Here is a 23,348-nt window from a genome sequence, read left to right as displayed (position 1 = left end):
ATTCTCGCTTCGTTAATGAATATTCTTGTCAAGAGACCTATGATTTGGCTGCTAAGTATAAAAGATTCAGCCTTTAAAGAATAGGAAAAAATATGCAATTCTCCCGGAAAAATCACCGCACTTTACAAATTGGTATTCACCGTAAGCAGGGGTATTTTGATTTCGTGTGGTTTGATGAGTTAGAACAACCACAATGTTATCAAATCTTTGTCAATGATAAAGATTTTAAAAATCGTTTTTTGCGACATTTAAAAACACAATCTCAAGGGAAAACCTTTTCTTTGCAGTTTGTGGCAAGTATTTCTGCTCACTTGATTTGGTCGAAAGTATTAATGTTACCGCAAATATTAAATGCGCAAGAATGTCATCAACAATGTAAATTTGTGATTGAGAAAGAGTTGCCTATTCCTTTGGATGAATTGTGGTTTGATTATATTTCTACTCCGTTAAAGCAAGGTTTTTGTTTAGAGATTACGGCCATTCGAGAGGCGAGTGCTAAAACTTATCTGCAGGATTTTCAACCATTTAGAATTAATGTGTTAAATGTTGTTCCTCATAGCATCTTGCGTGCATTTCAATATTTGTTGAATGAGCAAGTGCGGTCAGAAAATACCTTATTTTTATTTCAAGAAGATGACTATTGTTTGGCGATTTGTGAAAGAGCGCAGCAATCGCAAATTTTACAATCTCACGAAAATTTGACCGCACTTTATGAGCAATTTACTGAACGTTTTGAAGGAAAAATTGAACAAGTTTTTGTGTATCAAATTCCTTCAATTCATACGACATTACTAGAAAACTGGCAGCGGGTAGAAACAGATTTACCCTTTATCGCGCTCGGCAATGCGCTGTGGCAAAAAGATTTACATCAACAAAAAGTGAGTCGCTAAATGTCGATGAATTTATTGCCATGGCGTATTTATCAACATCAAAAGCGTTTACGTCGTTTAGCTTTTTATATCGCTTTATTTATCTTGCTTGCTATTAATTTAATGTTGGCTTTTAGTAATTTGAGTGAGCAACAGAAACAAAATTTGCAGACACAGCAAAAGTATTTTGAGCAACTTAATCAGCAACTTCACAAAACTACCACTCAAATTGATCTGTTACGTAGTGCGGTGAAAGTTGGTGAAGTTTTGCAATCTCTCACGAATGGGCAAGTTCAAAATAGTTTGCAGCGATTAAGTGAATTGCCTCTTCAGAAAGGCGAATTAAACCGATTTAAACAAGATGCCCATAACTTAAGTTTGGAAGGTCGAGCACAAGATCAAACAGAATTTGAATCGGTACATCAATTTTTAAATAAACATTTTCCCAATGTGAAATTAAGTCAGGTTCAGCCTGAACAACATACATTGTTTTTTCGCTTTGATATGGAACAAGGAGAGGAAAAGTGAAAGCCTTTTTTAACGATCCTTTTACACCTTTTGGAAAATGGCTAAGTCAGCCTTTTTATGTGCATGGTTTGACTTTTTTATTGTTATTAAGTGCGGTGATTTTTCGCTCCGTTTTAGATTATATCGAGGGGAGCTCGCGTTTCCATGAAATCGAAAGTGAATTAGCAGGGAAACGATCAGAATTGTTGCATCAACAGAAAATTTTAACCTCTTTACAGCAGCAATCGGAAAGCCGAAAACTTTCTCCAGAACTGGCTGCGCAAATTATGCCTTTGAATAAACAAATTCAACGTTTAGCTGCACGTAACGGTTTATCTCAGCATTTACGTTGGGAAATGGGGCAGTTGCCCATTTTGCATTTACAGCTTACTGGGCATTTTGAAAAAACGAAGACATTTTTGACCGCACTTTTAGCTAATACATCACAGCTTTCTGTAAGCCGGTTGCAATTTATGAAACCCGAAGACAGCCCATTGCAAACCGAGATCATTTTTCAGCTAGATAAGGAGGCAAAATGAAGTATTGGTTTTACCTGATTACATTATTTTTTATGAATTGCAGTTGGGGACAAGATCCTTTCGATAAAACACAGCGTACCCATTCTCAGTTTGATAACGCACAAACAGTACTCGAGCAGACAGAAATAATCTCCTCAGATGTATCTAATAATCAATGCGGAGCGGATGAAAATCGCCAAGCAGCTGAAATTCCTTTGAACGCTTTAAAATTAGTGGGCGTAGTGATTTCTAAAGATAAAGCCCTGGCGTTATTGCTGGATCAGGATTTGCAAATTTACAGCGTTTTAGAAGGTGTTGATGTGGCTCAAGAAGGATATGTTGTAACAAAAATCAATCAAAATAAAGTTCAATTTATGCGTAAGTCTGGTGTGCAATGTGATAGCACTGAACAGAAAGAATTAAGTTTTTAAAGGAAGATTATGAAGAAATACCTTGTAAAGTGCGGTTGTTTTTTAATGTGTTTTTGTTTGCCATTAATCGTTTGTGCTAATCCTAAAACAGATAACGAACGTTTTTTTATTCGTTTGTCGCAAGCGCCTTTAGCTAAAACACTGGAGCAATTAGCTTTCCAACATGACGTCAATTTAGTGATGGATGAGACGCTAGAAGGCAATATTTCTTTGAAATTAGATAATATTGACATGCCACATTTGCTACAAATAATCGCTAAAAGTAAGAAGCTTACTTTGAATAAAGATGAAGGCATTTACTATCTGAATGGAGGGCAATCAGGCAAAGGTCAAGCTGTAGGAAATCTTACTACAAATGAACCGAACTTAGTGAGTTACACGGTAAAACTCCATTTTGCTAAAGCCTCTGAATTAATGAAGTCCTTAACGACAGGAAGTGGCTCTTTGCTTTCACCAGCAGGGAGCATTACCTTTGATGATCGCAGTAATTTACTGGTTATTCAGGATGAGCCTCGTTCTGTGCAAAATATCAAAAAACTAATTTCTGAAATGGATAAACCTATTGAGCAGATCGCTATTGAAGCGCGTATTGTGACAATTACGGATGAGAGTTTGAAAGAACTCGGCGTTCGGTGGGGGATTTTTAATCCAACGGAAAATGCTGCGCGTGTAGCGGGTAGCTTAGCCGGAAATGGCTTTGAAAATATTACGGATAATCTTAATGTAAATTTTGCGACAACGACGACACCTGCTGGTTCGATAGCATTACAAGTCGCGAAAATTAATGGTCGATTGCTTGATTTAGAATTGAGCGCTTTGGAGCGTGAAAATAATGTAGAAATTATCGCAAGTCCTCGCTTACTCACTACGAATAAGAAAAGTGCGAGCATTAAACAAGGCACAGAAATTCCTTATGTTGTGAGCAATACTCGTAACGATACACAATCAGTGGAGTTTCGTGAGGCTGTACTTGGTTTGGAAGTGACGCCACATATTTCTAAAGATAACAATATCTTACTTGATTTATTGGTGAGTCAAAATTCTCCTGGTTCTCGTATCGCTTATGGACAAAACGAGGTGGTATCTATTGATAAGCAAGAAATTAATACTCAGGTTTTTGCCAAAGATGGGGAAACCATTGTACTTGGCGGTGTGTTCCACGATACGATCACAAAAAGCGAAGATAAAGTGCCAGTACTTGGCGATATACCAGGCATTAAACGATTGTTTAGTAAAGAAAGTGAACGACATCAAAAACGTGAGCTCGTGATTTTCGTGACGCCTCATATTTTAAAAGCTGGAGAAACGTTAGAAGCGTTGAAACAAAAAAGTGCGGGTAAAAAGTTACAATGAGTTACTGCCGTTTGTTTTATCACATTGTTTTTAGGACAAAAGGCAGTGTTTATGCCATTAATGAAGAAAATGAGAAAATTCTCTATGATTACATTTGGGGATTTGTTAAAGCGCACCATTCTATACTTCATCGAATTAATGGTATGCCAGATCATCTACATTTATTTGTTGAATTACACCAAACGATTTCAGTGGCTGAATTTGTTCGTAAATTAAAAAAGTCGACACACCGTTTTTTAGATGAAAATAAATCATTATTTCCAGAATTTACGGCTTGGTCAGTAGGATATTGCGCATTAACTTATAGCGACAGGGATAAACATCAACTTATTAATTACATTAAGAATCAAAAACAGCATCACAAAGAAACCCATTTCAATGATGAAATGAAGAGCCTATTTCAACGTGAAGGAATTGATTTTAACGTAGAATGGTTTGAAAGAAATGTTTAGTGGTTTTTGGGAATGCTTATTTTTCCCCCTAGGTTTGTAATCCGTGGGTAAGTATACCCACGGTTAGTGATGGTAATCATAGTTCCCCTTTGGGGAACACCTATACCTACCCCAACGGGGTAGCATTATGATTAGCCTAGGGTACACCTACCCTAGGTTTGTAAACCGTGAGTAAGTATACCCACGGTTAGTGATGGTAATCATAGTTCCCCTTTGGGGAACACCTATACCTACCCTAACAGGGTAGCATTATGATTAGCCTAGGGTAAACCTACCCTAGGTTACTATAGCTACCCTAAGTCGCCGTAATCACTAATAAGGATCAAATGAACTTCTTCAATTTTCACTGTATCCACTGTCGTGGCAATCTGCATATCGCAAAAAATGGGTTATGTTCATGTTGCCAAAAACAAATTAAATCTTTTCCTTATTGCGGTCATTGTGGTGCAGAATTGCAATATTATGCGCAGCATTGTGGTAATTGCCTTAAACAAGAACCTAGTTGGGATAAGATAGTCATTATTGGGCATTATGTTGAACCACTTTCGGTATTAATTCATCGTTTTAAATTTCAAAATCAATTTTGGATTGACCGCACTTTAGCTCGGCTTTTATATCTTGCGGTGCGTGATGCTAAACGAACGCATCAACTTAAATTGCCAGAAGCAATCATTCCAGTGCCGTTATATCATTTTCGTCAGTGGCGAAGGGGTTATAATCAGGCTGATTTATTATCTCAGCAATTAAGTCGTTGGTTGGATATTCCTAATTTGAACAATATCGTAAAACGTGTGAGATACACGCATACTCAACGTGGTTTGAGTGCAAAAGATCGTCGTCAGAATTTAAAAAATGCCTTTTCTCTTGCTGTTTCGAAAAATGAGTTTCCTTATCGTCGCGTAGCATTGGTGGATGATGTGATTACTACAGGCTCTACACTCAATGAAATCTCAAAATTGTTGCGAAAATTGGGCGTGGAGGAGATCCAAGTGTGGGGACTGGCGCGAGCTTAATATAAAGCACTGGAAAAAAAAGCGCGATGAGCGTATTATTCCCGATACTTTCTCTCAAGTATTTAGGACATAATTATGGAACAAGCAACCCAGCAAATCGCTATTTCTGATGCCGCACAAGCGCATTTTCGAAAACTTTTAGACACGCAAGAAGAAGGAACGAATATTCGTATTTTCGTCGTTAATCCGGGTACGCCTAATGCGGAATGTGGCGTATCTTATTGCCCACCGAATGCCGTAGAAGAAAGTGATTTTGAAATGAAATATGACACTTTTTCTGCATTTATTGATGAGGTCAGCCTGCCTTTCTTAGAAGAAGCAGAAATTGATTATGTTACCGAAGAACTTGGTGCGCAGCTTACCTTAAAAGCGCCAAATGCCAAAATGCGTAAGGTGGCTGATGATGCGCCATTAATTGAACGTGTTGAATATGTGATTCAAACTCAAATTAATCCACAGCTTGCAAGTCATGGTGGACGCATAACCTTAATTGAAATTACTGAAGATGGTTACGCAATTTTACAATTCGGTGGTGGTTGTAACGGTTGTTCAATGGTGGACGTTACATTAAAAGATGGCGTAGAAAAACAACTTGTTAGCCTATTCCCGAATGAATTAAAAGGTGCAAAAGACGTAACCGAACATCAGCGTGGAGAGCACTCTTATTATTAGTGAGTTGTAAAAAGAAGATTTATAATAACCGCACTTTGAAAGTGCGGTTATTTTTATGGAGTAAAAAATGAAAACACTTCATTCAGATGATTTTGGTTATTGGTTGCTTACTCAAGGTTCAAATCTTTATTTACTGAATAATGAATTGCCTTTTGGTTCAGCTACAAAGCTTGGAATCGAAGGATTGCAGGCAATGCAAATCGGTGAATGGAAAAACCATCCGTTATGGCTTGTGGCTGAGCAAGAAAGTGATGAACGAGAATATGTAAGTTTGCGTGGATTACTTTCTCTGCCAGAGGATGAATTCCATGTATTAAGCCGAGGTGTGGAAATTAATCATTTCCTGAAAACCCATAAATTTTGTGGAAAGTGCGGTCATAAAACACAGCAAATTCAAGAAGAGCTCGCCGTGCAATGTACTCACTGCGGGTATCGAACTTATCCTGTAATTTGCCCATCCATTATTGTTGCGGTTCGACGTGGCAAAGAAATATTGCTTGCTAATCACAAGCGTCATTATCACCCGAACGGAGGAATGTATACCACCCTTGCTGGCTTTGTAGAGGTTGGTGAAACATTTGAACAAGCGGTAAGGAGAGAGGTTTTTGAGGAAACAGGGATTTTGATAAAAAATATTCGTTATTTTGGTAGCCAGCCTTGGGCATTTCCGAATTCTCAAATGGTCGGTTTTCTTGCTGATTATGAGAGCGGTGAAATTACTTTGCAGGAAAGTGAAATTCATGATGCGCAGTGGTTTTCTTATGATCAACCCTTGCCAGAATTACCGCCAACAGGTACTATCGCTCGCAAATTAATTCATACGACGCTTGAACTCTGTAAAGCAGAAAATAAATGCGATTCATAAATATTCCAACTCTTACGAATTAAGGAAATAAGATGCGAAATCCGATTCATAAACGCTTAGAAAACTTAGAAAGTTGGCAACATCTTACTTTTATGGCTGCTTTATGTGAACGTATGGCACCAAATTTTAAATTGTTCTGTCAAATGAACGAGCTTAGCGTTGAAGCTAAAACGTATCAAAATATTCTCAATTTGGTATGGGAATATTTAACGGTTAAAGATGCCAAGATCAACTTTGAAAATCAGTTGGAGAAATTGGAAACAATTATTCCTGATGTAAATGATTATGAGAGTTTTGGTGTTGTGCCGGCGTTAGATGCTTGCCAGGCTTTAGCTGAAATTTTACATGCTATTATCGCTGGTGAAACATTAGAAAGAGCGGTGGAAATGAGTTTAATTTCTTTAGGTACGGTAACGAGTTTATTGGAAACGGAAACGGGGCGAGATTGGTCGGAAAGTGAGCTAAAAGAAAGTAAAGATATTCAAACAGAACTTGATGTGCAATGGCAAGTTTATCGTTTGCTTAAAGAATGTGAAAAACGTGATATTGAATTAATTTTAGATTTAAAAAATGAGATCCGAGCCGAGGGAATCTCTAATATTGGTATAGAATTTCATCAATAACGTGAGATTTGTCACAATTTTTAAAAATCTTGCTTTTAATTCATCGTAAGTTAGATTATCCTTTGCACAGCTTTTGTGGTTAGCCCGCAGGCATATTTTGAAGAGTCAAATTTTTATTTAACAGAAGGTACAAATTTATGAACAAAACAGATTTAATTGATGCAATTGCAAGCGCTGCAGAATTAAACAAAAAACAAGCTAAAGCTGCGTTAGAAGCGACTTTAGAAGCGATTACTGTAAGCCTCAAAAAAGGTGAACCTGTACAATTAATCGGTTTCGGTACATTCAAAGTAAATGCACGTGCTGCACGTACTGGTCGTAACCCACAAACTGGTGCTGAAATTAAAATCGCAGCATCTAAAGTACCAGCGTTTGTATCTGGTAAAGCATTAAAAGATGCAATCAAATAATTAATATTTGAATGATTTTAAACCCTGCCAATGAGCAGGGTTTTTTATTACCTAAAATTTACTTTACAAAACAATATTCTTTAAATAAACTTTCGAACCGAAATTTATTGCATCTAAGGATAGCTTTATGAAAAAAAGTAGCCAGCCTCGTAATACTAAACAACGTCGCCATACAATTATGCAACTTTTGCAAGAACAAGGTGAGGTAAGTGTAGAACAGCTAGTACAGCTTTTTGATATATCTGAAGTGACTATTCGTAAAGACTTAAGTGCGCTAGAAACAAATGGTTTTTTATTGCGTAAATATGGTGGCGCAATTTTAATGCCAAAAGAAATTATTGATGAAAACGAAAATGATGAACTTACGAAACGAAAGTTTGTCATAGCGAAAGCCGCCGCCGAACGTATTCGTGATCATAACCGTATTATCGTAGATAGCGGTAGTACTACAGCGGCTCTGATTAAGCAACTTAATTTAAAACAAGGCTTAGTTGTAATGACGAACTCACTTTCGGTGGCAACAGAATTGAGAGCATTAGAAAATGAGCCAACGTTGCTGATGACTGGTGGAACTTGGGATACTCGTTCGGAATCGTTTCAAGGAAAAGTAGCTGAACAGGTGCTACGTTCTTACGATTTCGACCAACTTTTTATTGGTGCCGATGGCATTGATTTAGCGCGAGGTTCTACGACCTTTAATGAACTTGTAGGATTAAGTCAGGTGATGGCGGAAGTTTCTCGTGAAGTTGTTGTGATGGTGGAATCTCAGAAAATTGGTCGGAAAATGCCAAATTTAGAATTAACTTGGCAACAAATTGATGTGCTTATTACTGATACAGGATTGTCAGAACAAGATAAAAAAGCCATTTTAGCTCATGGCGTAGAAGTAATTTGCGTATAAAGTGCGGTTAAAAAAATAGACGTATTTTTTATTTAATTAACAATAAGGAAAGCTTATGTGTGGTATTGTCGGCGCGGTAGCGCAACGTGATGTAGCGGAAATCTTAATTAATGGTTTACATCGTTTGGAATATCGTGGTTATGATTCGGCAGGTGTTGCAGTGGTAAATGAACATCATGAATTACAACGCGTGCGCTGCTTAGGTAAAGTAAAAGCTTTAGATAAGGCGGTATCGGAGAAACCATTGATTGGCGGTACAGGCATTGCGCATACGCGTTGGGCGACGCATGGTGAACCTTCAGAAACCAATGCTCATCCACATGCGTCAGGCACTTTTGCCGTAGTACATAACGGTATTATTGAAAATCACGAAGATCTTCGTGAATTATTAAAATCTCGTGGTTATGTATTTTTATCGCAAACAGATACTGAAGTAATCGCTCATCTGGTTGAATGGGAAATGCGTAGCACGGATTCACTTTTAGACGCTGTGAAAAAAGTAGTAAAACAGCTCACGGGCGCATATGGTATGGTGGTAATGGACAGTCGCTATCCTGAACATTTAGTGGCAGCTCGTTCTGGCAGTCCGCTAGTGATTGGCTTAGGTATTGGTGAAAATTTCTTAGCTTCAGATCAACTTGCGCTTTTAAGTGTTACCCGCCGTTTTATCTTTTTAGAAGAAGGGGATATTGCAGAAATTACACGTCGCACAGTTGATATTTATGATACTTACGGAAATAAAGTTGATCGTGAAATTCACGAATCTAATCTTGAAAATGACGCGGCAGAGAAAGGCAAATTCCGTCATTTTATGCAGAAAGAAATTTACGAGCAGCCAACCGCACTTATCAATACAATGGAAGGACGTATCAATCATGAAAATGTGATTGTCGATTCAATCGGTAATGGTGCAAAAGGTATTTTAGAAAAAGTTGAGCATATTCAAATTGTTGCTTGTGGTACATCCTATAATGCAGGTATGGTGGCGCGTTATTGGTTTGAATCTTTGGCTGGAGTGAGCTGTGATGTTGAAATTGCATCAGAGTTTCGTTATCGCAAATTTGTTACCCGTCCAAATAGCTTATTGATTACACTTTCTCAATCTGGCGAAACAGCAGATACTTTAGCCGCACTTCGTTTAGCGAAAGAAAAGGGCTACATGGCGGCATTAACAATTTGTAATGTTGCCGGATCTTCACTAGTACGCGAATCAGATCTTGCATTTATGACGCGTGCCGGTGTTGAAGTTGGGGTGGCATCAACAAAAGCATTTACGACACAGCTCGCTGCGTTATTAATGTTGGTGACGGCACTTGGTAAAGTTAAAGGTCATATTTCTGCAGAAAAAGAGCATGAGATTATCAAAGCAATGCAATCTTTACCTGCAGAAATTGAAAAAGCGTTAGCTTTTGATACAGAAATTGAAGCATTAGCTGAGGATTTTGCTGAAAAACATCATGCACTTTTCTTAGGTCGTGGTGCATTTTATCCAATTGCCGTAGAGGCCTCTTTGAAATTGAAAGAGATTTCTTATATTCACGCTGAAGCTTATGCGGCGGGAGAATTGAAACACGGGCCATTAGCGTTGATTGATGCCGATATGCCGGTAATTGTTGTGGCGCCAAATAATGAATTATTAGAGAAAGTAAAATCGAACATTGAAGAGGTTCGTGCTCGTGGCGGTCAATTATACGTATTTGCCGATAAAGAAGCGGGCTTTACACCAAGTGAAGGAATGAAAATCATCACGATGCCAAAAGTCAATGATATCGTTGCACCGATTTTTTATACTATCCCAATGCAGTTGCTTTCTTATCATGTGGCTTTAATTAAAGGTACTGACGTAGATCAACCTCGTAACTTAGCGAAATCTGTTACCGTAGAATAAAGTGCGGTTGATTTTAAGGTAAATTTAAAGCACAGATTATAGCTTGTGCTTTATCTGATTGAATGAAAAGGGCGAACATTAAAATGTTCTCCCTTTTCTGATCTAAAAAAACGTATAACTTAGCCCATACCGTATTTTTTTAGTTTTTTACGTAATGTACCACGGTTGATACCAAGCATATTTGCTGCACGGGTTTGATTACCACGAGTATATTGCATAATCATATCTAACATCGGGTGTTCAACTTCCGCTAATACTAATTCATAAAGATCATTCACATCTTGACCATCTAATTGCGCTAAATAATTACGCAATGCTTGTTTTACTGAATCGCGTAATGGTTTGTTGGTCACTTGTGATTGCGCATTTAATACTGATACTGTTAAAGCATCAGCAGGACTACGTTGTTGTTCTAACATTTTTCTTTATCCAAAATTAAATTGAAAAAATCTTCCAATACAATGAGTTGCTCTTTTGGATCACTAATTGCATTAAAAGTCTGTTTAAAAACGGAATCAGGTTGAATTCCCTGTAAATACCAAGCCACGTGTTTACGCGCAATGCGATAGCCTTTTTGTTCGCCATAGAATTGATGTAATTCTTGAATGTGACGCAAAATTTGACCGCACTTTTCGTTTAAACTTGGTATTTGGCTTATCGAATCATGCTCAATTAGGTTTTCCACAGCTTGAAATAGCCAAGGGTTACCTAGCGCAGCACGACCGATCATAATGGCATCCGCTCCGGTATAATCGAGAACGAATTTTGCTTTCCGAGCAGAATCAATATCACCATTGGCTATAACCGGTATGGCAATTGCTTGTTTAACGGCTTTGATGTTGTCATATTCCGCTTCGCCTTCAAAAAGACAAGCTCGTGTACGACCATGCACCGTTAGTGCTTGTATGCCACATTGTTCTGCAATTTTGCCGATTTGAACGCAGTTTCGATTAGATTTATCCCAGCCTGTACGAATTTTTAAGGTCACCGGCACATTCACGGCAGCCACCACTTCACGCAGAATTTTTTCTACGAGATCAGGAAATTGCAACAATGCAGAGCCTGCGAGTTTGCGATTTACTTTTTTGGCGGGGCACCCCATATTAATGTCAATGATTTGAGCGCCATATTCCACGTTGATAGCAGCAGCTTGTGCCATCTCGAGTGGATCACTGCCTGCAATTTGCACGGCATTGAGGCCTAAATCTTCGCTATGTGCCAAACGCAATTTAGATTTTTCAGTATGCCAAACCTGCGGATTGGTAGACATCATTTCTGAAAATGTCAGCCCTGCACCATAATGTGCGCAAAGGCGACGAAAAGGCTGATCGGTAATGCCTGCCATCGGCGCGAGCAAAATACGATTTTTTAATTCGTAAGAACCAATCCGCATTTTGAAACCACCTATAAACAAGCCTAAATCCAATACTGTCGAACAAGGCGACAACCGACAAGGCTCGCTATAATACGCATTTTGCCTTACTTTGCAAAGTGAAATTTGTTTAAAAAATACACTTTTTTTGATTGACAAAAAGAAATTAAAGCGTTTTTAGCTTACCCGTAATTCGGCACCATTCTTCTCTCACCGCGACTGGCTCTAACGCAAATGTTTGCGTATAGGCATCGCATACCAATTGAGCTTGAGTTTCTAAAATGCCTGATAAACCAAGATCGCCATTCGGTTTAACAAGTTGGCTAATGATTGGGTAAAGTTCTTTGAGAGGGCCAGCAAGAATATTTGCCACTACGACATCAGCTTTTAAATCAGAGGGTTTTTCATCAGATAAGAACAGTTGTAGGCGATCTGCAACGCCATTTTGCTCGGCATTATTGCGACTGGCTAGAATTGCTTGCGGATCGATATCAATTCCCACCGCACTTTTCGCACCAAGTTTTAATGCAGCAATGGCTAAAATACCTGAACCACAGCCAAAATCGATGACGGTTTTATCTTTTAAATCTAGGCCATCTAGCCATTCTAAACATAGCGCGGTTGTAGGATGCGTGCCTGTCCCAAATGCTAAGCCTGGGTCAAGCATCACATTGACGGCATTTTCATCAGGCACATCACGCCAACTTGGACAAATCCATAAACGCTTACCAAATTGCATTGGGTGGAAGTTATCCATCCACTCGCGCTCCCAGTCTTTGTCTTCTATTTGTTCAATTTTGTATGCCGTATTGCTATCTAAGTGTTTCGCTTCTTTTAATAAGCGGACGATTTCTGCCATATCTGTTTCTGCATCAAATAACGCAATAACATCGGTGTTGCCCCATAAACGAGTTTCACCAGGCAAAGGCTCAAAAATCGGTGTATCTTGACTATCCATAAAAGTCACAGAAACGGAGCCGATTTCTTCTAAAAAATCGCTCATTTGTTCTGCTTTTTCATTAGTGCTATTCAGACGAATTTGAATCCAGGCCATTTGTTTTTTCCTTTATTTCATAAAATGGGGCGTATTATACCGATTTTTTCAAAAGTTTCGGCAGTAAAGTCGAGCCAAGTGTGGCAAGCATGATGATTGTTATACCAAGTGCGGCTGAAAATGATAGCGTTTCGCCAAGTAATGATACGGCAAATAAGATACCGAATAACGGTTCAAGTGCGACTAAAACACCGGAGATATTGGCATCTACACTATTAAGGCCTTTATTCCATAACCAATAGGCAAGCCAGCTACAGCCAATGGCAAGATATAATAAACCTGCAATACCCGTAGAATTTAATGATATTTGCCAGTTTTCTGTGAGTAATAGCGTAAATGGCAACGTTGTGATGGTGCCAAGAACAATGCTGACGGAGGTATAAGCCTGCGTTGAGACTTTGGCCACAACTCGCTGTGTCCAACGTAATACGGCAGCGAAAATGATCCCAGCACTTAGTACTAATAAACAGCCGAATAAACTGATGTTATCAATGCCTTCATTATTTTTTCCACCATTGATTAAAATCGCCACGCCAATAAATGCCATTGCGCCGAATAGCCAGTGAAACCATTTTGCTTTGTCTTTAAAGAAGAAATGTCCGACAAATACAACGAGCAGCGGTTCTAGCCCAATCATGGTAACTGCACTGGAGGCGGATGTATATTTTAGCCCGATGAATTGCAATAAAAATACGGCGGTATAGTTAAAGAATGCCAACCACCAGAGCTGTTTACGCATTGGTTTATCAATTTTTTTCCAACGACGTAAAAAGAGTGGCATGACAATAATCATTGCAATAATTAACCGCACTTGTACAACAAGCACAGGATCCATCATCGAATAAGTGAGTTTACCGACGATTAATGAACTGCTCCAAATAAGTAGCGCAAGAATTTGATAGAGCATTGATGTATCCCTGTGAATTGTTCCAATTCTATGTTTTAGCGTAGAAATTGCTGAAAGTGAGAAAATTAAATATCACCTTCCTCTAATTTAGAAGAAGGTGACAGCATATTGATTAATGCTTAAAGTGCGGTAACTTTTAATTGAGTTTTTTCAACCCGACGTTCGCCCAATTTATTACCCACTAAAAAGGCAATTAATCCAAATACTAATGATGGCACGATTTGATGGAAGTTAAATAATTTTATGCCAAGTTGAGTGAGCAAGATATAACTTCCCAAGCCGATAATCATTGAGCTTAACGCACCATAAGCATTTGCTTTATCCCAGTAAATACCCAGCACAATCACCCATAAAAATGCGGCTTCTAGTCCACCAAAGGCAAATAGGTTTAACCAAATAATCATATCTGGTGGATTAAGTGCGGCAAAGATTAAAAGTGCGGTCAAAATCAGCGTAATAATTGATGAAAAATAGCTCACTTTTTTCTCATTTTTTGCGGCTTCTGGTTTCGCAGAAAGGTATAAATCTTTTACAAAAATAGAAGAAGATTGAATAAGTTGTGCATCAATTGTGGACATAATCGCAGACATCGGTGCGGCTAAGAAAATACCGGCAATAATAGGCGGTAATACTTTTAGCATTAAAGTCGGAATCACTTGATCCGATACCGTTAAATTTGGAATAACCGCTCTGCCAAGCGCACCAGCTAAGTGCATACCCAACATAATAATTGAAAGTACAATGGTTCCAATCAGCATACCGCGATGTAAGGCTTTGCTGTCTTTAAATGCCATACATCGAACTGCGGTATGTGGAAGACCAACCACCCCGAAACAGACAAGTATCCAGAAAGAAGCCATAAATTGGAAATCTAACATTCCATTTGGCCCGTAAGGCGTGACTAAGTCAGGATCAATTTCAGTTAATTTATTAACCGCACTTTCTACACCACCGAGGGCATAAATCGTGCCAATAAGGAGAATTATAGTCCCAAAAATCATTACGGTACCTTGAATGGTATCCGTGAGTACAACGGCGCGGAAGCCCCCGATAAAAGTATAGATACCTACCGTTAAAGCAAATAAGAGTAATGCTTGAGTATAAGAAATGCCGATGGTTGTTTCTAATAAACGCGCACCACCAATAAATTGCACGGTCATAGCCGCAAAAAATGCGAGAAGAAGAGCAAGGCTTGATAGCCAGACTAAATATTTGTTTTTGTAACGATAAAGAAACAGATCGTTAATCGTTAATGCATTGGTTTCTCTTGATAATAGTGCGAATTTTTTACCTAATGCGCCTAATGCAAGCCACACAGCAGGGACTTGAATCATCGCCAGTAATACCCAACCTAATCCGTATTTATAAGCAGCGCCCGGCCCTCCGACAAAAGAACTTGCACTGGCATAAGTTGACGCAGTTGTCATTGCAAGCACAAACCCCGTCATGGAGCGATTACCTACATAATATTCTGTTAAAAAATCGCCTTTTGTACGTTTTACATAGGCAAAAATTGCCGCACCAAAAACAAAAGTGAGATAAATAATTAAAGGAAGAATAATACCTAAATTCATTTTTGATTCCCCTGATCGTTAATTTCAAGAGAAATATCCTGAAAAATAATTTTGATAATCCAATAACCAATCACGATGAATAAAATGGGTAAGTAAATACAGGAGAGTTCAAACCAGAGGGGAAAGCCGATAGGGCCTTGAGTTTCTTTAGGCAAATAAGCACATAAGCACCAACCTATCACATATAAAATAGATAGGCTCAATGCCCAACTGGCTTCTTTACCAGCTTGTTGATAACGTTGTTTTAATGTCATGTTTCTTCCTTAAATTTTTTATAAGTGAAAGTATATTTTTTGAATGATATAAGGGGCGCATATATCCTACGCCCCTTATGTTTGCCAATCTTACAACTTTTTTGAATAATTCAAAACGCTTTGCTCGTTTTAGTTTTTATTATCATTAAATAAATATCGGAATATATAAAAAATGGCTAACCTTTGTTAGCCATTTAAAGTTTAATTATTCATGCATCCCTAATTTTTTCTCCAAATAGTGAATGTTTGTTCCGCCTTTTTGGAAATTTTCATCTTCAAGAATTAATTCATGAAGTGGGATATTGGTTTTTATACCATCAATAATTGTTTCAGATAATGCATTTTGCATACGACGGATTGCAACTTCACGTGTATCACCATAAGTGATAAGTTTTGCGATCATAGAGTCGTAATGTGGAGGCACAGTATAGCCGCCATAAACATGAGAATCCCAACGAACGCCCAAACCGCCCGGTGAATGTAAGTGATTTACTTTACCCGGAGACGGTAAGAATGTTTTTGGATCTTCTGCGTTAATACGGCATTCCATTGCATGACCTTTAACTTTGATGTCTTCTTGTTTAAAGGAAATAGGTAAGCCTGCTGCAATGCGTAATTGCTCTTTCACTAAATCTACACCTGTAATCATTTCAGTTACAGGGTGTTCCACTTGAATACGAGTATTCATTTCAATGAAATAGAATTCGCCATTTTCATATAAGAATTCAAACGTACCTGCTCCGCGATAGCCGATTTCTACACAAGCTTTTGCACAGCGTGAGCCAATATCGCGGCGAACTTCTTCTGTGATACCTGGCGCTGGTGCTTCTTCCACCACTTTTTGGTGACGACGCTGCATTGAGCAGTCACGTTCAGCTAAATAAACTGCATTGCCATGGGTATCTGCTAATACTTGAATTTCCACGTGACGTGGATTTTCTAAGTATTTTTCCATATAGACCATATCATTATTGAATGCTGCTTTCGCTTCTGCTTTGGTCATCGCGATAGATTCTTCTAATGTGTCTTCGCTACGTACAACACGCATACCTCGGCCGCCGCCACCGCCTGATGCTTTGATGATGATTGGGTAGCCAATACGTTTGGCGATTTCTTTATTTTTAGCAATATCATTACCTACAGGGCCATCAGAACCCGGTACACAAGGCACACCCGCTTTTTTCATCGCTTTAATAGCTGAAACTTTATCGCCCATTAAACGGATGACATCTGCTGTTGGGCCGATGAAAGTGAAACCTGAACGTTCAACTTGTTCAGCAAAGTCAGCATTTTCAGATAAAAAACCGTATCCTGGGTGAATTGCATCCGCGCCTGTTACTTCGGCTGCAGCAATGATAGCTGGAATATTTAAATAACTTTTTGCGGAAGGTGCTGGACCGATACAAATGGTTTCATCAGCGAGTAAAACGTGTTTTAAATCACGATCAGCGGTGGAATGAACCGCTACAGTTTTAATACCTAATTCTTTACAAGCACGTAAAATGCGTAGTGCAATTTCACCGCGGTTAGCAATCACAACTTTTTCTAACATAAAAGAGTCCGTTTAGTCAGATAGACGTGAATTTTTATGTAGGTTCTTGAAATATTGTTCCCCCTATAAAATTTGGTATGAACAGATTTCAATTTATATTGCCTACGATAAATTCGCTCTAATTGTTTGTATATGAAATAGGCGGACTAAAGCCCGCCCGACAAAAATATTGGAAATTATTCAATAACGATTAATGGTTCGTCGAATTCAACAGCGTCACCGTCGTTGATAAGAATTGCTTTTACTACGCCAGCTTTGTCCGCTTCAATGCGGTTCATCATTTTCATTGCTTCAACGATACAAAGCGCGTCGCCAACTTTCACAGATTGACCTACTTCAACGAATGCTTTTGCTTCTGGGCTTGGGCTGCGATAGAACGTTCCCACCATTGGAGAACGTACAAGATGGCCTGACAATTCATCAGATGCAGCTGGAGCGGATGTCGCAGCTGCTGGTGCTTGAGCTGGCGCAGCCGATGGAGTTGGTGCTACTACTGGTGCCGCAGCGTATTGAACTGCTGCTGGAGCAACTGCTGGTGCTGCACGGCTAATACGTACTGTACCTTCTTCTTCTTGCACTTCTAATTCAGTAATGCCAGATTCTTCTACTAATTCGATTAATTTTTTGATTTTACGAATGTCCATACGTTCTTCCTAAAAAGATTGAAATTTTAACCGCACTTTTAAATGAAAAAGTGCGGTTATGAATAAACTTATTTTTGTGTTGTAAAGATTACCTTAAATTTTGTAAATTTGCGATAAAATTCTGTGAATTTCGCCAAAAATGCTCGATTTTCTTATTTTTTAGCAAGGTAATCGATAGCAAATAAAAAGGCAAACTCGTAACCTTTTGCACCCAAACCGCAAATAACGCCTTCAGCCACATCGCTAAAATAAGAATGATGACGAAATGGTTCACGTTTATGCACGTTGGATAAATGAATTTCCACAAAAGGAATTGAAACAGCTAAAAGTGCATCGCGCAATGCCACACTGGTATGGGTGTAAGCAGCAGGATTAATTAAAATAAAATCGACTTGCTGAAAACTTTCGTGGATCTTATTAATTAATTTTTCTTCACTATTGGCTTGAAAACATTCCACTTTTACATTGTGCTGAGTGGCTAATGTTTGTATTTTCGCTTCAATGGATGCAAGCGAAATACTGCCATAATGTTTTGGCTCGCGAGCCCCTAACATATTTAAGTTCGGGCCATTTAACAGCAAAATTCTGTGTGTTTGCGACATTTTTAATCCTTTTTGTGTGGCGCATTATACTGGTTTTTCGATTTTTGGTGGTCGAATCAGATAATTTTAGTGATAAATTCAGATTCTAAATCCACAATAGGCAAATCAGAACCAGGCCAAGCGCGTAGTACTTGATATTCCATCAAATCTAAAGTATCTAAGCCTGGAATCACATTCGGGGTGTATTGTTGTGCAATTCGCGCGAGCTGAAAGAGCCCTAAACTGCTTTCTATACTTGAACTAATAACCGCTTTTAGACCTACCGAATGTGCTTGCTTAATAAGTTCTGCACAACGTTGAATTGAACCAATTAAAGTGGGTTTTATTACGACAGCCGATAAGTGCGGTTCTTTTTCCAGGCAAAAATTAGGCTCTCGCACGGATTCATCCCATGCAATCGCAATGTCGGTTTGAGCAGCAAATTCACGGCTGAGTTCTTGTGTTTTACAAGGTTCTTCTAAAAATTGAATACGTTTTCTATGTTGCGGTTTCACTTTAGCGGAAAATTGTAACGCTTTTTCTAATGTCCAATGGCGGTTTGCATCTAGTCGTAATTGTAAATCAGGAATCGCTTCTAAAAACATATCGGCAATTAATCCATCTCGATTGGCTTCGTATATGCCCACTTTCATTTTTGCCACTTTTTCGCCTTCCATGCTCGCAAGTTTGGCGTACAGTTCATCGGGATCGCCATAACAAAGTTGTGCCGTATGGTAATTGCCTTCAGATTGTAAATAACCTTTCATTTCATCCATTGCGCAACTGATACCAAAAGCAACGGAGGGATAGGTGCCATCTAATGGTACGCGAGGTGCATCACAGCTTGAATTGCACCATATCGTTAGCCATTCAATTGCTTGTTCTTGAGCTTGGTCTAAGGTTTCTTCGCTAAAACCAGGTAGCGGGGCGATTTCTCCCCAACCGTCTCGACTGCAACTCACTCTTACGATTAAGCCTTCACGGCGTTTTAAAAAACGATCACGCAGAATAAGTTGGCTATCAACGGGGATGGAATAACGGTAAAGATTAAATGATTTTTCAGCCATGCTTGCTCCCAATACAAAAGTGCGGTCAAAATTCACGAAGATTTTTAACCGCACTTTAGAACGATAAATTAAGGATTACGACGGAATTTGCTGAAGTCTGGGGCGCGTTTTTCGTTAAACGCATTGCGACCTTCTTGACCTTCTTCAGTCATGTAGAACAACATTGTTGCGTTACCCGCTAATTCTTGAAGACCAGCTTGGCCATCACAATCCGCATTTAATGCTGCTTTCAAACAACGAATCGCGATTGGGCTATTGCGTAACATTTCACGACACCAACGCACGGTTTCTTTTTCAAGATCAGCGTAAGGCACAACAGTATTGACTAAGCCCATGTCTAATGCTTCTTGTGCATTATATTGACGGCATAAGAACCAAATTTCACGCGCTTTTTTCTGACCCACTAAACGAGCCATATAGCTTGCACCCCAACCACCATCGAATGAACCGACTTTTGGCCCAGTTTGCCCGAAAATAGCATTTTCAGCAGCAATGGTTAAGTCACAAAGCATATGCAATACATGGCCGCCACCAATTGCATAACCTGCCACCATTGCCACAACCGGTTTTGGGCAAGAACGAATATCGCGTTGGAAATCTAATACATTTAAGTGATGTACGCCGCTGTCATCTTTGTAACCGCCGTAATCGCCACGCACTTTTTGGTCACCACCAGAACAGAATGCTTTTTCGCCTTCGCCAGTTAATACAATGACACCAATATTTTCATCGAAACGAGCATCAGAAAATGCAGTGATCATTTCTTTCACTGTTTGTGGGCGGAACGCATTACGAACTTCAGGGCGGTTAATCGTGATTTTAGCAATACCGTCAGTGGATTTATGATAACGAATATCGCTATAGCCTTCACTGTGATCAACCCACTCAACAGGCGCATATAACACATCATCTTTTGGATTTTGCATGAGGATTCCTTTAATTAACGTAAAAAAGTGCGGTCATTATAGCGGAAGTTTCTCAGATCAGGAAAACTAAATTCATTTGCTACTTTATCTGTTGTGAAGATATTGCTAGAATTTTGCGTATTCTCTCTTTTATAAGGATCAAATATGAAATTAATCGCAACCTTAGGTGTGGCAGTATTGCTGTCTGGCTGCTCAATGTTTGGTAGCTCACAATCCGCAATCCCCGGTGAATTTGCGGGTGCGGATTACCAACTTTCCAATCAAGATGCAAAACAATGGGCGATTGCAAGTAAGCAAGCAGAACAATGTGTTTACCCAAATTTAACTCGGATTTTGCAACAGCATTTTTCTAAAGAAGATAGCTATATTCACTCACAATATGTCTTTTTCTATCCGTTGGAAAAAATTATTGGTGAGCAATATGTGAAGATTATTCAAGGTGATGAAAAATCGATGAATTACGCAAGCTATCAGTTTAAAAAATTTCGTACCGAAGTGGGTAATGTTGAGCCTTTAACTGAACAGGCGTGTTTAAAATTACGTAATGAAGCGCGCGATGATTTGGCTGTCGTGAAAGGTCAATATAAAAATGGCATGGTGGAAGTGCAGAAAAATGAAGATGGCACACCGAAAAATCCTGATGGTATCGCGACGAATGAAAATAAATTCTTCTTTGATATTATCAAATGGGGATCGATGTTGTTACTTTAGTCTAAAATTCGATGAAATAAAAAACCGCACTTTAAAGTGCGGTTTTATTTTTCATTCTTTTTAGCTAAAAATTACGCTAATTTTTTGATTTGTGCAGCTAATTTAGATTTGTGGTTTGCTGCTTTGTTAGCGTGGATTAAGCCTTTAGAAGCCATACGGTCAACAACTTTTTGCATTTCAACGAATGCTGCTTCAGCTGCTGCTTTTTCACCTGCTGCTACTTGAGCATATACTTTTTTGATGTAAGTACGCATCATAGAGCGTTGGCTTGCGTTGTGTTGGCGGCGTTTTTCAGATTGAACCGCGCGTTTTTTTGCTGACTTGATATTAGCCAAGGTCAAACTCCTAAAATTTCTGTTAATTGATAGACAAAATAAAGGGCGTCAATATGCCGATTTTTTATACTTTTGTCAATGAAAAATTTGTGTTGATTTCGGTGAGACACAACCGAAAGTAAGTATCGTTATTTTTACAAGCTCTTTCAATATGGGCTCACACAAACGATGTGCGGCGGATTTTATCAGTTTTTTTTCACGGAATATAGCGTAAAAACAAAATTTCTATACAATTAGGCAAAAATTTTAGGGTAGAGAAGAATATTTTGAGTAAACGACTTTTAAAATCTAGCATTGTTGTTAGTTCTATGACCTTATTATCTAGAGTGTTAGGTCTTGTTCGCGATGTAGTTATCGCTCATCTCATTGGGGCAGGCGCGGCGGCAGACGTGTTTTTATTCGCTAATCGTATCCCAAATTTTCTTCGTCGTTTATTCGCTGAAGGGGCTTTTTCACAGGCTTTTGTCCCTGTTCTCGCGGAATATCAAAAATCTGGTGATATTAATAAAACCCGTGAATTTATTGGAAAAGTTTCTGGTACCCTTGGGGGATTAGTCAGTATTGTTACGATCCTCGCGATGGTTGGTTCACCTGTCGTTGCCGCGTTATTTGGTATGGGCTGGTTCACCGATTGGATGAATGATGGCCCTGATGCACATAAGTTTGAACAAGCCTCTCTTCTTCTTAAAATAACTTTTCCCTATTTATGGTTTATCACTTTTGTAGCCCTTTCTGGAGCTGTCCTTAACACGATTGGGAAATTCGGCGTGATGTCCTTTTCACCCGTGTTATTAAATATAGCGATGATTGCCACCGCACTTTTTCTTGCACCACAAATGGATAACCCAGATCTTGCACTGGCTATCGGGATTTTTCTTGGCGGATTATTACAGTTTTTATTCCAAATTCCCTTTATGAAACAAGCTGGTTTACTGGTGAAACCCAAATGGGCTTGGCAGGATGAAGGGGTAACTAAAATTCGTAAATTAATGATCCCTGCGTTATTTGGTATATCGGTAAGTCAAATTAATCTTTTGCTGGATACAGTGATTGCAAGCTTTTTAATGACGGGCTCAATTAGTTGGCTGTATTATTCCGATCGTTTGCTGGAATTTCCTCTCGGTTTATTTGGTATTGCTATTTCTACCGTAATTTTGCCAACGCTTGCTCGCCACCACGTTAATCGTGAAGGCGATTCAGCTAAAAGTGCGGTTGATTTTCGTAATACAATGGATTGGGGCGTGAGAATGATTTTATTACTTGGCGTTCCCGCTGCCATTGGTATTGCGGTATTGGCTCAGCCGATGTTACTTACGCTCTTTATGCGTGGAAATTTCATGCTAAATGATGTTCATGCCGCCTCTTATTCTTTATGGGCATTTAATGCGGGTTTACTTAGCTTTATGTTGATTAAAATCCTCGCCAATGGCTATTACGCTCGCCAAGATACCAAAACGCCAGTGAAAATCGGCATTATTGCCATGGTGAGTAATATGGGGTTTAACTTATTGGCGATTCCTTTCAGTTATGTGGGGTTAGCTATTGCTTCAGCAATGTCGGCAACCCTTAATGCCTATTTGCTCTATCGCGGATTAGCCAAAGCGGATGTGTATCATTTTTCACGTAAAAGTGCGGTCTTTTTTGGAAAAGTTTTATTAGCAGCTATCGCAATGGGTGCAGCAGTTTGGTATTACGTGCCTGAAATCAACGAATGGGCGAAAATGGATTTCTTCATGCGTGTTTATTGGCTTGTTTGGTTGATTGTATTAGCCGCAATAGTTTATGGCGCAACGTTGATTTTATTAGGCGTTCGAAAGCACCATTTGCTGACAAAAAACTAACTTCTCGCTATAATGCCGAAATTCTCTT

At 39.0% G+C, this 23,348-nt stretch carries 27 protein-coding genes; 15 read left to right on the top strand and 12 right to left on the bottom strand.

Annotated elements, in window-relative coordinates; genetic code table 11:
• Window positions 1-92: 92 nt before the first annotated feature.
• From DV434_RS01800 to glmS, 13 genes are all read left to right on the top strand, one after another.
• A complete protein-coding gene (locus DV434_RS01800) occupies window positions 93-890 on the top strand; it encodes a type IV pilus biogenesis protein PilM (RefSeq protein ID WP_118811398.1) in 798 nt (265 codons plus the stop codon).
• A complete protein-coding gene (locus tag DV434_RS01795) occupies window positions 891-1,397 on the top strand; it encodes a competence protein B (protein WP_065250368.1) in 507 nt (168 codons plus the stop codon).
• Window positions 1,394-1,915 carry a competence protein ComC gene (comC, locus tag DV434_RS01790; protein WP_118811397.1) on the top strand — a complete coding sequence of 174 codons (522 nt, stop codon included), beginning with the start codon at window positions 1,394-1,396 and terminating at the stop codon, window positions 1,913-1,915. The genes DV434_RS01795 and comC overlap by 4 nt, the downstream gene beginning before the upstream one ends.
• Window positions 1,912-2,325 carry a pilus assembly protein PilP gene (locus tag DV434_RS01785; protein WP_118811396.1) on the top strand — a complete coding sequence of 138 codons (414 nt, stop codon included), beginning with the start codon at window positions 1,912-1,914 and terminating at the stop codon, window positions 2,323-2,325. Before comC ends, DV434_RS01785 begins: the two co-directional genes overlap by 4 nt.
• Before the next feature lie 9 nt (window positions 2,326-2,334).
• Window positions 2,335-3,678: a type IV pilus secretin PilQ family protein gene (locus DV434_RS01780; RefSeq protein WP_118811395.1), complete on the top strand. Its 1,344-nt coding sequence runs from the start codon at window positions 2,335-2,337 to the stop codon at window positions 3,676-3,678.
• Window positions 3,675-4,130: an IS200/IS605 family transposase gene (gene tnpA, locus DV434_RS01775; RefSeq protein ID WP_118785461.1), complete on the top strand. Its 456-nt coding sequence runs from the start codon at window positions 3,675-3,677 to the stop codon at window positions 4,128-4,130. Before DV434_RS01780 ends, tnpA begins: the two co-directional genes overlap by 4 nt.
• A 326-nt stretch (window positions 4,131-4,456) precedes the next feature.
• Window positions 4,457-5,143, top strand: a complete 687-nt coding sequence (locus DV434_RS01770; protein ID WP_118811394.1) for a ComF family protein — start codon at window positions 4,457-4,459, stop codon at window positions 5,141-5,143.
• Window positions 5,144-5,218: 75 nt separating this feature from the next.
• Window positions 5,219-5,815, top strand: coding sequence for a Fe-S biogenesis protein NfuA (gene nfuA / locus DV434_RS01765; protein ID WP_118811393.1), 597 nt, complete (start codon window positions 5,219-5,221; stop codon window positions 5,813-5,815).
• 67 nt (window positions 5,816-5,882) lie between these two features.
• Entirely contained in the window at window positions 5,883-6,680 is a 798-nt protein-coding gene (gene nudC / locus DV434_RS01760) for an NAD(+) diphosphatase (protein WP_118811392.1), read from the top strand.
• Between the two features lie 32 nt (window positions 6,681-6,712).
• Window positions 6,713-7,303 (top strand): YjaG family protein, encoded by a 591-nt coding sequence (locus tag DV434_RS01755; RefSeq protein WP_118775447.1) that lies wholly within the window; start codon window positions 6,713-6,715, stop codon window positions 7,301-7,303.
• 137 nt (window positions 7,304-7,440) lie between these two features.
• Complete coding sequence (locus DV434_RS01750; RefSeq protein WP_118775446.1) at window positions 7,441-7,713, top strand: HU family DNA-binding protein; 273 nt, start codon at window positions 7,441-7,443, stop codon at window positions 7,711-7,713.
• A 127-nt stretch (window positions 7,714-7,840) separates the two neighbouring features.
• Complete coding sequence (locus tag DV434_RS01745; protein WP_118785457.1) at window positions 7,841-8,614, top strand: DeoR/GlpR family DNA-binding transcription regulator; 774 nt, start codon at window positions 7,841-7,843, stop codon at window positions 8,612-8,614.
• Window positions 8,615-8,669: 55 nt separating this feature from the next.
• On the top strand, window positions 8,670-10,502 hold the full coding sequence (gene glmS / locus DV434_RS01740; RefSeq protein WP_118811391.1) for a glutamine--fructose-6-phosphate transaminase (isomerizing): 1,833 nt from the start codon (window positions 8,670-8,672) through the stop codon (window positions 10,500-10,502).
• 119 nt (window positions 10,503-10,621) lie between these two features.
• Here the strand turns inward: glmS and fis are convergent, their stop codons facing one another.
• The 11 genes from fis to menB all read right to left on the bottom strand — a co-directional run bounded on the left by fis (window position 10,622) and on the right by menB (window position 20,433).
• Entirely contained in the window at window positions 10,622-10,921 is a 300-nt protein-coding gene (gene fis / locus DV434_RS01735) for a DNA-binding transcriptional regulator Fis (protein WP_005646807.1), read from the bottom strand.
• On the bottom strand, window positions 10,915-11,895 hold the full coding sequence (gene dusB / locus DV434_RS01730) for a tRNA dihydrouridine synthase DusB (protein WP_192881491.1): 981 nt from the start codon (window positions 11,893-11,895) through the stop codon (window positions 10,915-10,917). Before dusB ends, fis begins: the two co-directional genes overlap by 7 nt.
• Window positions 11,896-12,040: 145 nt before the next feature.
• Entirely contained in the window at window positions 12,041-12,928 is an 888-nt protein-coding gene (gene prmA, locus DV434_RS01725) for a 50S ribosomal protein L11 methyltransferase (protein WP_118803091.1), read from the bottom strand.
• Window positions 12,929-12,962: 34 nt separating this feature from the next.
• Window positions 12,963-13,835 (bottom strand): DMT family transporter, encoded by an 873-nt coding sequence (locus DV434_RS01720; protein WP_005664204.1) that lies wholly within the window; start codon window positions 13,833-13,835, stop codon window positions 12,963-12,965.
• 119 nt (window positions 13,836-13,954) lie between these two features.
• Window positions 13,955-15,409 (bottom strand): sodium/pantothenate symporter, encoded by a 1,455-nt coding sequence (panF, locus tag DV434_RS01715; protein WP_118785454.1) that lies wholly within the window; start codon window positions 15,407-15,409, stop codon window positions 13,955-13,957.
• Entirely contained in the window at window positions 15,406-15,663 is a 258-nt protein-coding gene (locus DV434_RS01710) for a YhdT family protein (RefSeq protein ID WP_015701974.1), read from the bottom strand. Before DV434_RS01710 ends, panF begins: the two co-directional genes overlap by 4 nt.
• Before the next feature lie 205 nt (window positions 15,664-15,868).
• A complete protein-coding gene (gene accC / locus DV434_RS01705) occupies window positions 15,869-17,215 on the bottom strand; it encodes an acetyl-CoA carboxylase biotin carboxylase subunit (RefSeq protein ID WP_046953258.1) in 1,347 nt (448 codons plus the stop codon).
• A 176-nt stretch (window positions 17,216-17,391) separates the two neighbouring features.
• Window positions 17,392-17,859, bottom strand: a complete 468-nt coding sequence (accB, locus tag DV434_RS01700; RefSeq protein ID WP_118775438.1) for an acetyl-CoA carboxylase biotin carboxyl carrier protein — start codon at window positions 17,857-17,859, stop codon at window positions 17,392-17,394.
• A 152-nt stretch (window positions 17,860-18,011) separates the two neighbouring features.
• Window positions 18,012-18,461 carry a type II 3-dehydroquinate dehydratase gene (aroQ, locus tag DV434_RS01695; RefSeq protein WP_118785453.1) on the bottom strand — a complete coding sequence of 150 codons (450 nt, stop codon included), beginning with the start codon at window positions 18,459-18,461 and terminating at the stop codon, window positions 18,012-18,014.
• Between the two features lie 56 nt (window positions 18,462-18,517).
• Window positions 18,518-19,507 (bottom strand): o-succinylbenzoate synthase, encoded by a 990-nt coding sequence (gene menC / locus DV434_RS01690; protein ID WP_192880715.1) that lies wholly within the window; start codon window positions 19,505-19,507, stop codon window positions 18,518-18,520.
• Between the two features lie 68 nt (window positions 19,508-19,575).
• Entirely contained in the window at window positions 19,576-20,433 is an 858-nt protein-coding gene (gene menB, locus DV434_RS01685) for a 1,4-dihydroxy-2-naphthoyl-CoA synthase (RefSeq protein ID WP_005630980.1), read from the bottom strand.
• Window positions 20,434-20,577: 144 nt separating this feature from the next.
• Here menB and DV434_RS01675 point away from each other — a divergent pair, with 144 nt between their 5' ends.
• Window positions 20,578-21,144, top strand: a complete 567-nt coding sequence (locus DV434_RS01675) for a DUF5358 domain-containing protein (protein ID WP_118785452.1) — start codon at window positions 20,578-20,580, stop codon at window positions 21,142-21,144.
• Between the two features lie 71 nt (window positions 21,145-21,215).
• Here the strand turns inward: DV434_RS01675 and rpsT are convergent, their stop codons facing one another.
• The gene (rpsT, locus tag DV434_RS01670; RefSeq protein ID WP_005548279.1) at window positions 21,216-21,479 is read right to left on the bottom strand and encodes a 30S ribosomal protein S20; all 264 of its coding nucleotides are present in this window, start codon (window positions 21,477-21,479) and stop codon (window positions 21,216-21,218) included.
• Window positions 21,480-21,745: 266 nt separating this feature from the next.
• Between rpsT and murJ the strand changes: the two genes are divergently transcribed.
• On the top strand, window positions 21,746-23,320 hold the full coding sequence (murJ, locus tag DV434_RS01660) for a murein biosynthesis integral membrane protein MurJ (RefSeq protein ID WP_118785451.1): 1,575 nt from the start codon (window positions 21,746-21,748) through the stop codon (window positions 23,318-23,320).
• Window positions 23,321-23,348 lie beyond the last annotated feature (28 nt).

The sequence above is a fragment of the Haemophilus haemolyticus genome, assembly GCF_003493685.1.
In the GTDB taxonomy this organism is placed as follows: domain Bacteria; phylum Pseudomonadota; class Gammaproteobacteria; order Enterobacterales; family Pasteurellaceae; genus Haemophilus; species Haemophilus haemolyticus_O.
The sequence above is the reverse complement of the archived record's forward strand: the minus strand, read 5'-3'. Positions and strand labels throughout refer to the sequence as shown.

Excerpts from the sequence above, each read along its gene's own strand:
- DV434_RS01800 (WP_118811398.1), top strand. The coding sequence starts at position 93 with ATGCAATTCTCCCGGAAAAATCACCGCACTTTACAAATTGGTATTCAC.
- DV434_RS01795 (WP_065250368.1), top strand. The coding sequence starts at position 891 with ATGTCGATGAATTTATTGCCATGGCGTATTTATCAACATCAAAAGCGT.
- DV434_RS01785 (WP_118811396.1), top strand. The coding sequence starts at position 1,912 with ATGAAGTATTGGTTTTACCTGATTACATTATTTTTTATGAATTGCAGT.
- DV434_RS01780 (WP_118811395.1), top strand. The coding sequence starts at position 2,335 with ATGAAGAAATACCTTGTAAAGTGCGGTTGTTTTTTAATGTGTTTTTGT.
- tnpA (WP_118785461.1), top strand. The coding sequence starts at position 3,675 with ATGAGTTACTGCCGTTTGTTTTATCACATTGTTTTTAGGACAAAAGGC.
- DV434_RS01770 (WP_118811394.1), top strand. The coding sequence starts at position 4,457 with ATGAACTTCTTCAATTTTCACTGTATCCACTGTCGTGGCAATCTGCAT.
- nfuA (WP_118811393.1), top strand. The coding sequence starts at position 5,219 with ATGGAACAAGCAACCCAGCAAATCGCTATTTCTGATGCCGCACAAGCG.
- nudC (WP_118811392.1), top strand. The coding sequence starts at position 5,883 with ATGAAAACACTTCATTCAGATGATTTTGGTTATTGGTTGCTTACTCAA.
- DV434_RS01755 (WP_118775447.1), top strand. The coding sequence starts at position 6,713 with ATGCGAAATCCGATTCATAAACGCTTAGAAAACTTAGAAAGTTGGCAA.
- DV434_RS01750 (WP_118775446.1), top strand. The coding sequence starts at position 7,441 with ATGAACAAAACAGATTTAATTGATGCAATTGCAAGCGCTGCAGAATTA.
- DV434_RS01745 (WP_118785457.1), top strand. The coding sequence starts at position 7,841 with ATGAAAAAAAGTAGCCAGCCTCGTAATACTAAACAACGTCGCCATACA.
- glmS (WP_118811391.1), top strand. The coding sequence starts at position 8,670 with ATGTGTGGTATTGTCGGCGCGGTAGCGCAACGTGATGTAGCGGAAATC.
- fis (WP_005646807.1), bottom strand. The coding sequence starts at position 10,921 with ATGTTAGAACAACAACGTAGTCCTGCTGATGCTTTAACAGTATCAGTA.
- dusB (WP_192881491.1), bottom strand. The coding sequence starts at position 11,895 with ATGCGGATTGGTTCTTACGAATTAAAAAATCGTATTTTGCTCGCGCCG.
- prmA (WP_118803091.1), bottom strand. The coding sequence starts at position 12,928 with ATGGCCTGGATTCAAATTCGTCTGAATAGCACTAATGAAAAAGCAGAA.
- DV434_RS01720 (WP_005664204.1), bottom strand. The coding sequence starts at position 13,835 with ATGCTCTATCAAATTCTTGCGCTACTTATTTGGAGCAGTTCATTAATC.
- panF (WP_118785454.1), bottom strand. The coding sequence starts at position 15,409 with ATGAATTTAGGTATTATTCTTCCTTTAATTATTTATCTCACTTTTGTT.
- DV434_RS01710 (WP_015701974.1), bottom strand. The coding sequence starts at position 15,663 with ATGACATTAAAACAACGTTATCAACAAGCTGGTAAAGAAGCCAGTTGG.
- accC (WP_046953258.1), bottom strand. The coding sequence starts at position 17,215 with ATGTTAGAAAAAGTTGTGATTGCTAACCGCGGTGAAATTGCACTACGC.
- accB (WP_118775438.1), bottom strand. The coding sequence starts at position 17,859 with ATGGACATTCGTAAAATCAAAAAATTAATCGAATTAGTAGAAGAATCT.
- aroQ (WP_118785453.1), bottom strand. The coding sequence starts at position 18,461 with ATGTCGCAAACACACAGAATTTTGCTGTTAAATGGCCCGAACTTAAAT.
- menC (WP_192880715.1), bottom strand. The coding sequence starts at position 19,507 with ATGGCTGAAAAATCATTTAATCTTTACCGTTATTCCATCCCCGTTGAT.
- menB (WP_005630980.1), bottom strand. The coding sequence starts at position 20,433 with ATGCAAAATCCAAAAGATGATGTGTTATATGCGCCTGTTGAGTGGGTT.
- DV434_RS01675 (WP_118785452.1), top strand. The coding sequence starts at position 20,578 with ATGAAATTAATCGCAACCTTAGGTGTGGCAGTATTGCTGTCTGGCTGC.